Annotated in this window: 8 protein-coding genes and 1 pseudogene; 3 read left to right on the top strand and 6 right to left on the bottom strand. The window is 72.2% G+C overall.

From position 1 onward, the window contains the following. The 6 genes and pseudogenes from VR45_RS11075 to VR45_RS43950 all read right to left on the bottom strand — a co-directional run. The coding region (locus VR45_RS11075; RefSeq protein ID WP_045939534.1) for a DUF4240 domain-containing protein at positions 1-286 on the bottom strand (286 nt) is incomplete at its 3' end. 102 nt (positions 287-388) lie between these two features. Next, complete coding sequence (locus VR45_RS11070; RefSeq protein WP_045939533.1) at positions 389-865, bottom strand: N-acetyltransferase; 477 nt, start codon at positions 863-865, stop codon at positions 389-391. Positions 866-991: 126 nt separating this feature from the next. Then, positions 992-1,477 (bottom strand): NUDIX domain-containing protein, encoded by a 486-nt coding sequence (locus VR45_RS11065; protein ID WP_045939532.1) that lies wholly within the window; start codon positions 1,475-1,477, stop codon positions 992-994. A 136-nt stretch (positions 1,478-1,613) separates the two neighbouring features. After that, positions 1,614-2,000, bottom strand: a complete 387-nt coding sequence (locus tag VR45_RS11060; protein ID WP_045939531.1) for an NUDIX domain-containing protein — start codon at positions 1,998-2,000, stop codon at positions 1,614-1,616. Positions 2,001-2,129: 129 nt separating this feature from the next. After that, positions 2,130-3,506: an NUDIX domain-containing protein gene (locus tag VR45_RS42225; RefSeq protein WP_052709008.1), complete on the bottom strand. Its 1,377-nt coding sequence runs from the start codon at positions 3,504-3,506 to the stop codon at positions 2,130-2,132. 980 nt (positions 3,507-4,486) lie between these two features. Continuing rightward, positions 4,487-4,576: pseudogene (locus tag VR45_RS43950) on the bottom strand (MBL fold metallo-hydrolase); the annotation flags it as partial. Positions 4,577-4,820: 244 nt separating this feature from the next. On the opposite strand from VR45_RS43950, the gene VR45_RS11050 reads away from it, so the two are divergent. The 3 genes from VR45_RS11050 to VR45_RS11040 all read left to right on the top strand — a co-directional run. Next, on the top strand, positions 4,821-5,723 hold the full coding sequence (locus VR45_RS11050; protein WP_045939530.1) for a ribosome-inactivating family protein: 903 nt from the start codon (positions 4,821-4,823) through the stop codon (positions 5,721-5,723). A gap of 139 nt (positions 5,724-5,862) precedes the next feature. Beyond that, positions 5,863-6,573 carry a GPR1/FUN34/YaaH family transporter gene (locus tag VR45_RS11045; protein ID WP_045939529.1) on the top strand — a complete coding sequence of 237 codons (711 nt, stop codon included), beginning with the start codon at positions 5,863-5,865 and terminating at the stop codon, positions 6,571-6,573. A gap of 22 nt (positions 6,574-6,595) precedes the next feature. Continuing rightward, on the top strand, positions 6,596-7,039 hold a 444-nt coding region (locus VR45_RS11040; RefSeq protein ID WP_159394181.1), incomplete at its 3' end, for an amidohydrolase family protein.

Below are 7,039 nucleotides of genomic sequence, written 5' to 3'. Positions count from 1 at the left end.
AGCCGCGCTCGAACGTCCCGCGGCCCTGGGCGATCAGCCAGCCGCGGAAGTAGTCGAATCCGTCGTCGGAGCACCCACCGTTGATCACGTAGGCGGCGCTCCAGAGGGGTGCTCGGTACGAGTCGGCCATCAGGCTCCAGAGGATCTGTTGAGCGGCGACGATCTCCTGGGCCGGGCGGAGCGCGAGCAGAGCGGTCGCCCGCTCGACGACGGCGTCGCCGTTGTCCCGCGCCGGCACTTGCGAGCTGGCTTCCTCGATCAGCTTCCAGAACTGTTGGGCGTCCATGGACGGTGAGCATGGCACCGGGCTCCGACACAGCGGTTCGGCGGACGGTCGTGGACGGGCGCAGTGCGGGCAGGCTTTCTTCCACCTCGAGGTCGAAGGTGTTCACCGGGCCCACCCTCCGGGGCCGGGGCGCAAGGTCATGAAGCCGTCGAGGGACTCGAAGCCGAGGGTGCGGTACAGGCGTGCGCCGGCGGCGGTGGCCCGCAGTTCGACGGATCCGCAGCCGCGGTCCTTGAGGGCTTCGACGAGGGCGGTGGTGACGGCGCGGCCGTGTCCGCGCCGCTGGTGGGCGGGGTCGGTGGCCACGGTGTGGATGCGGCCCCACAGGCCGGTGGGGAACGCGGGGCCGAGGTAGCCGCGGTAGACGATGCCGATGGCGCACGCGGCGAGGCCGTCGGCGGTGGGCACGACGTAGGAGAGCAGGTTCGGGTCGGTGCCCAGGCGCTCGCGCATGTCGTCGCGGAAGGTGGTGCGCCATTCGTCGGTGAGCGGGCCGCCGTCCAGGACGGCGACGCGCAGGCGCAGGAGTTCGTCGGCGTCCTCGGGGACGGCGGGCCGGGTGGCGGTGGCGGGGTTCATCGGCTGGTCGTCCCCGAGGTGAGGTGGGTGGTCGGCGGAAGGCGGAGCGGCCTCGGGCTCGGTGACGGGGCGAAATCCGTTGCCCCCGCTTCCGGCGATCCGGGCAGGAGGTGGCGGCCAGGCATCTCAGGCCCCGACCAGGGCGCGCGGGTCCACGGTGCGGTCCCAGCCGTGGGTGGAGAACCCCCGTCGGTCGCCGCCGAGGTAGGCGGTGAGGGCGGCATGCGAGGTGGGGAACATCGGGGTGGGCAGCGTCCGGGCGTCCATCCAGAGGGCGGCGAGGTGCTTGTCCGGCTCGGTGTTGGTCAGTTCACCGTTCCAGGACGTCGTGGCGAACACGGAGAGCAGGAAGGGGCCCTTGCCGTCCCACCCGGCCCTGACCTGGATGGTGTGGACCAGCCGCAGCTCCTCGGGGGCGACGACCAGGCCCGTCTCCTCGTGCAGCTCGCGCGCGGCGGCTTCGTCCAGCCGCTCGCCCTCCTCGACCTTGCCGCCGGGGATCGTCCAGGCGGGCACCGTGGACCAGGTGTCGTTGGCGTAGTGGATGCAGGCGACCTTACCCGCCTTCTCGTCGTGGACGATGACGCACACGGCCTGACGCAGGGACTGCATGGGGGGCTCCAACCGGTAGTGGGGAAAGGGGTGTTCACGTGAAAGGGTTCGGGATCGCGGCCCACGCCCGGCAGGTCGTAGCCCCCGGCCGGCGCGCGCAGCAGGCGGTCGACGTCGGCCGGGACCTCGGGGGCGCTCATCCGGCCCACCCGACGGTGGACAGGGTGTTGCCGCGGGTGATCCCGGCGAGTGCGTGGGCGGTGTAGGGCACGGTGTCGTCCGGCAGTCCGTCCAGCGGCCACCAACGCAGTTCGCCGCACTTGTGCGGCTCCGCGTTCCGGAGCCGGCCGTCGTACCGGGTGGGGCGGAAGAACAACTGGAGGCGGCTTCGGCCGTCGTCGGCGTCGAGGTGGTGCAGGGTGTGGACGAGCAGGAGGTCGTCCTCGGCGATGGTGATGCCGAGTTCCTCCTCCGCCTCGCGCGTCATGGAGCGAGTGACCGGTTCGCCGCGCTCCATGTGCCCGGCCGGGAGGTGCCACAACCCGGCGGCGTAGCGGGTGTTGCGGCGCAGGCCGAGCAGCACTCGGCCGGCCTCGCAGGCCGAGCAGCACTCGGCCGGCCTCGGTCAGGACGAGGTGGACGCCGACGACCAGGGACGGCGGATCCGTCGCGGATGCCGGGGCTGCGGCGGGGCTGATGTCGTCGCGGGGGTTCACGCGGTCCTCCTGGAGGCCTGGTCGGCAGCGGTGGCGAGGAGCGGCAGGTAGTGCCGCAGGTAGGGCGGGGCTTTGAGCAGCGGTACTTCGTCGAGGGGGACCATGCGCACGGCCAGGCCCTCGTCGCCGAGCCGCAGGTCCGTCTCCGGGCCGGTCCGGACGGCGTGCAGGACGCGGGTGAGCGGGAGGCCGAGGTCGTGGTGGGGGTCGGGGAGGGGCCGCAGGCCGGTGATCTCGATGCCGGCCTCCTCGCGGACCTCGCGCACCGCGCTCTCCCGGGCGCTCTCGTCGCCCTCGCGCCAGCCGCCGATCGGCGTCCAGTAACCGGGCCAGGGCATGCCCGGCCGGTCTTCGCGCAGGTGCATCAGCAGCCGACCCGCGGAGTCGGTGACGAAGACCAGGACGCCCTCGAAGTCGTCGCCCTCCGGGGCGGGGCGCTCCAGGTAGAGCGGGACGCCGGAGCGGTGGGCGCGCAGCACCTGCCGGAGCCGGTGGTAGTGGTCCGGCTCCATGAGCGACCGCCAGTCGTGGGCCGTCTCGAACCGGAACTCGGTGTGCTCGGCCGGGCCGAGGCGGATCCTCGCCTGCTGCTCGGGGGTGAGGACGCCGCCGTCGAAGACGTAGCCGCAGAGCGGCACGGGGTACTGCGCACCGGCCTGCTCGTGGATGACGGCGACCAGGCGCCGGCGGGCGATCACCTCGGGGTTCTCGGCGGCGAGATCGAGCCCGGTCTCCTTCTCCGCCTCGATCAGTGCGGTGGCGAACGGTGTGCGGCCGCTTTCGACAATGCCGCCGGGGAAGTTCCACACGGTCGGGTCGGCGGTCGAGCGCAGTCCGAGGATGCGGCCCCGAGGGTCGGTGATCAGGAGGCTGCCGTGGGTTGTGGGCCGGGCGACGGTGGTGAGATGGGCGCCGACCGGCCGCCAGCCGGGGATGCCCAGACGCCGACCGAGCCACTCGATCACCGTTCGGTGCCCGTCGCTGGTCGGTGGCAGGGCGTCGGCAGTCGTCCACCGGTGGTCGTCGTGGTCGGGGGAGAGGGTGACCGGGGTGCCGTCCGGTACGACGGTGGTGAAGACGAACCTGCGCACGCGCCGGCCGCGCCGGTCGGTGAAGTCCAGGTGCCGTGTGTACTCCAGCGGCAGGCCGGTGAGCCCGGTCTTCTCGGCCAGCTCGCGGGCCGCGCCGGCAGGCACTGCCTCGCCCGCCTCCCGGCCGCCGCCCGGGTACTCCCACAGGCCCGGAAGAACGTCGTGCGGGGCCTGGCGGACCATCAGGATCCGACCCGAGGTGTCGCGGAGCACGACGCCGACGCCGATCCGTTCGATGCCCTCGCTCGCGGCGAGTTCGGTGAGTACCTCGAAGTCGATCAATGAAGGGGCTCCTCGGTGTCGGGGTGACCGGTCGGTCAGGAGACTCGGTGGCGGGGGGAGGGTGGGCATTCCGTGAGGACCTCCAGTGATGGATGGTGTTCGAGCACACAGCACCAGGCATCGGCATCGTGCACGGCAAGTGCGCTTCGAGGCAGTGAAGTTGGACGGCTTCCAGTGGTCGGTGCCGCTGATGATGAAGCTGTTCGATTCTGGCGTTCAAGCGGTTTTTCGCCGGGCGAGCCCGGGCCGAACAGGGACTTTTCGATCACCCCTGCGCGTGCCCCAGAGCCTCCTCCGGCCGACCGCGGAGGGCGTCCGACAGGCGCCGAGCCCAGTGCACAGGCGGCGACAGCCCGTTCGAGTGCCGCCACCCCGGCCGGCGCCGAGGCGGCGGCGGGGGCAGCGTGGGTGAGCGGGCCGCGCAGTGCGTAGCCCTCGCCGGAATCACCCGTTCGGCTGGTCAACTGATCGGGGAGGTTTCGGCCGACGGATGCGTCCGGGCCAGTCGAGTCGCCACCCGTTGATCATCGACATTGACGATCCACGAGTAGAGCGGGAGCGGTACTGCTCGGGCCGGCCTTCGAGCTCTACGACCCCCCGAGTCAGGCGATCATCGGCGGGTCCGTGCCCGAGCGGCAACGGGTGCGCGCGTTCAGTCTCTTCAACGCCGCCCGCGCGGCGGGCGCCATGGGTGGCCGCTACCTGGCCGTGTTCGGCACCAGCTGGGGCATCGCCGCGACACTCGCACCCGTCCGCTGCTCAATGCGACCGCTTCCGGCCGGGGCCGTAGGTCGAGCGACCTGCGGGGACGAACGCCGAGCTCAGGTGACTGCCGTCCCGTCAGCGGGGCTGCATCCCGTCAACGGGGCTGCATCCCGTCAACGGGGCTACATGTCGAGCCCGGTTTCGACGCGGCGCCGCGCTGTGGCGGTGGTCAGGACCGGTCCGCGGCAGCCTTCGCGGACGAGGCGCGGCAGCTAGCCGCAGTGGTCCAGGTGGGCATGGGTGAGTACCACCGCGCGGATGTCGGCCGGGTCGAGCGGCAGCGGGCGCCAGTTGCGGCGGCGAAGCTGTCCGGCGTCACCGGGACGGAGTCGATGCCGGCTCGATCCCGGGAGGAATGACCATGCGCATCGTCGCCGCTCTCGCTGGGAACGCCCGGCTCCGGCGGAGCGGAGCGCTGGGCGTCGCCGCCCGGGCGTTCGGCTGTTGTGCGCCGTGAGGACGGGGGCTGTGCGCTGGGGGCGAAGTCGGCGTTCCTGTCCGCTGGCAGGGTTGGTCGCGTTCCCGATCAGCTCTCAGGGGAGTCAACTCGTGCACATCCACACCACGGTGGGCCGGCGGATCGTCGGCCTCCTCCTCGCGCTCGGTCTGGCGCTCGGCCTGATGCAGGCCGCGTCGGCGCCGGCCGCGCACGCCGATCCGAGCGATTCGATCACCAAGTTCGACTGGGACATCGGCGACCTCGAATGGGGCGGCGAGGCGGCGCACTCGAACTACTGGTACGCCATCGACCAGCTCCACCGGATCAGCGGCCACGACATCCCCAACCACCCCGAGGTCGCCTCCCAGCTCGACGAGACGACGCTGCTGCCGACCCGCCTGGTCGAAGCCCGGATCCTCACCCACGGGCAGTACCGCGGATCGCTCTACTGGTGGGCGGACAACCTCTACTTCGCCGGCTTCTACCAGCCGGCGTACGACAACCACCAGGGCACCCACTACGGCTTCCCGGACGTCTGGCCCGCCGAGTTCCAGCGCGTCACCCAGAGCCGCAACTTCCAGCGTCTGCCCTGGGACGGCAACTACTCCCGGCTGCCCGGCGGCGGCACGGGCGAGCGCGCCGGGCGGGCCATCGGCTACGCCAACCTCACCAACGCGCTCACCAGCATCGCGACCGCGGCCACCCGCATCCAGCGCGACTCGAACGGCTTCGCCCGCGAGATGGTGACGATCATCCAGGCGACCTCCGAGGCCGCCCGTTTCGGTCGCGTCTTCGACAACATCCGGGGCAACATCCGCAACTACACCTCGAACGCCATGGGGCCGGAGAACGTCGACCTCCAGCAGCACTGGGACGACGCCTCGACGTTCGTGTACCGGCGGCTGAGCGGCCAGACACCGACGTTCAGCATCAGCGGCCGGACGTTCCAGACACTGGCGGCCTTCCTCGCCTACGTCGGCTACATGGAGCTCCACGCCAAGGTGCCCCGCTGACAGCGGAGGCCACGGCCTTCCCCCGGGCCAGGGTCTTCCCCCGGGCCACGGCCGGCCTGGCCGCCCCCGTGCCTGCCCCGGCGGACGGGACCGGCACGTCCCGGAGCGCACGTCTCCTCCACCCATCGGAACAGGGACCATGACGACCAGTGAGAGTTCCCCGGCCGGAGCGCCGGACGGCCGGCGCTTCGAGCCCGATCTGCGCGGCATGACCCGGATCAACCTGCGGCCGATCGCGTCGCCGATGCCGCTCGGGTTCTACACGGTCGGGATCGCCTCGGTGATGGTCGGCTGCTTCCAGCTCGGCGTCTTCGAGGACGGCGCGCGGCGGGCGGTGGGCCTGGCGATCCTGCCGGCGTTCGTCCTGCAACTGGTGGTGGCGGTGTTCGCCCTCGGTGCCCGGGACGCCCTGGCGGCCACCCTGATGGCCTGCTTCTCCGGTCTCTGGCTGGCGAGTTCGCTCGTCCTGGTGGTGGATCCGGTCGGCGGGACCCACGTCCTGGGCGTGCTGACCGCCACCTTCGCGCTGTTCGCCCTGATGATGGCGGCGGTCGCGGGCCGCAAGCGGGCGCTCTGGATGGTGCTGTGCACCGCGGTGCCCCGGTTCGGGGTGGCCGCGCTCTCCAACCTGACCGGCGTCGCCCGGCTGGGCACCCTCTCCGGCGCTCTCGGGCTGCTGCTCGCGGCCGTGGCCCTCTACACGGCGTTCGCGCTGATGCTGGAGGACATGCGGGGCGAGGAGGTCCTGCCGATCGGCCGCAGTGGTCCCGCCCACCACGCGGTGGAGGGCGATCTGACGGTCCAGCTGCGCGACCTCGAACGCCAGGCCGGCGTGCGCCGCACCCTCTGAACTCCTCCTGAAAGCGACGATCATGGCTGACTCCATGCCCGTCGGCGGCACTGTGCCCGCTGCCGGCCCGCCCCAGTACCCCGCCGACCTCGTCCTGCGCAACGCGAAGATCCACACCGGCGACCGGGCCCGGCCCGAGGCCTCCGCGCTCGCCGTCCGCGACGGCCGTGTGCTCGCCCTCGGGGACGAGCAGGCCGTCGCGGCCCACATCGGGCCGGACACCCGGGTGGTCGACGGTCTGGGCCGGCGGGTCGTGCCCGGGCTCAACGACTCCCATCTGCACGTGATCCGCGGCGGGTTGAACTACGTGCTGGAACTGCGCTGGGACGGCGTGCGCTCGCTGCGCCAGGGTCTCGCGATGCTCCGTGAGCAGGCCGCCCGTACCCCGAAGGGCCAGGGGATCCGGGTGGTCGGCGGGTGGACGGCCGAGCAGTTCGCCGAACGCCGGCTGCCCACCCCGGCGGAG

Source organism: Streptomyces sp. NRRL S-495 (genome assembly GCF_000966955.1).
GTDB classification, from domain to species: Bacteria; Actinomycetota; Actinomycetes; order Streptomycetales; family Streptomycetaceae; genus Kitasatospora; species Kitasatospora purpeofusca.
Note: the sequence above shows the minus strand (reverse complement) of the source record. Positions and strands in the feature narration are given on the sequence as shown.

What these genes read in the sequence shown, in the direction of transcription:
- VR45_RS11070 (WP_045939533.1), bottom strand. Translation starts at nt 865, where the DNA reads ATGAACCCCGCCACCGCCACCCGGCCCGCCGTCCCCGAGGACGCCGAC.
- VR45_RS11065 (WP_045939532.1), bottom strand. Translation starts at nt 1,477, where the DNA reads ATGCAGTCCCTGCGTCAGGCCGTGTGCGTCATCGTCCACGACGAGAAG.
- VR45_RS11045 (WP_045939529.1), top strand. Translation starts at nt 5,863, where the DNA reads ATGACGACCAGTGAGAGTTCCCCGGCCGGAGCGCCGGACGGCCGGCGC.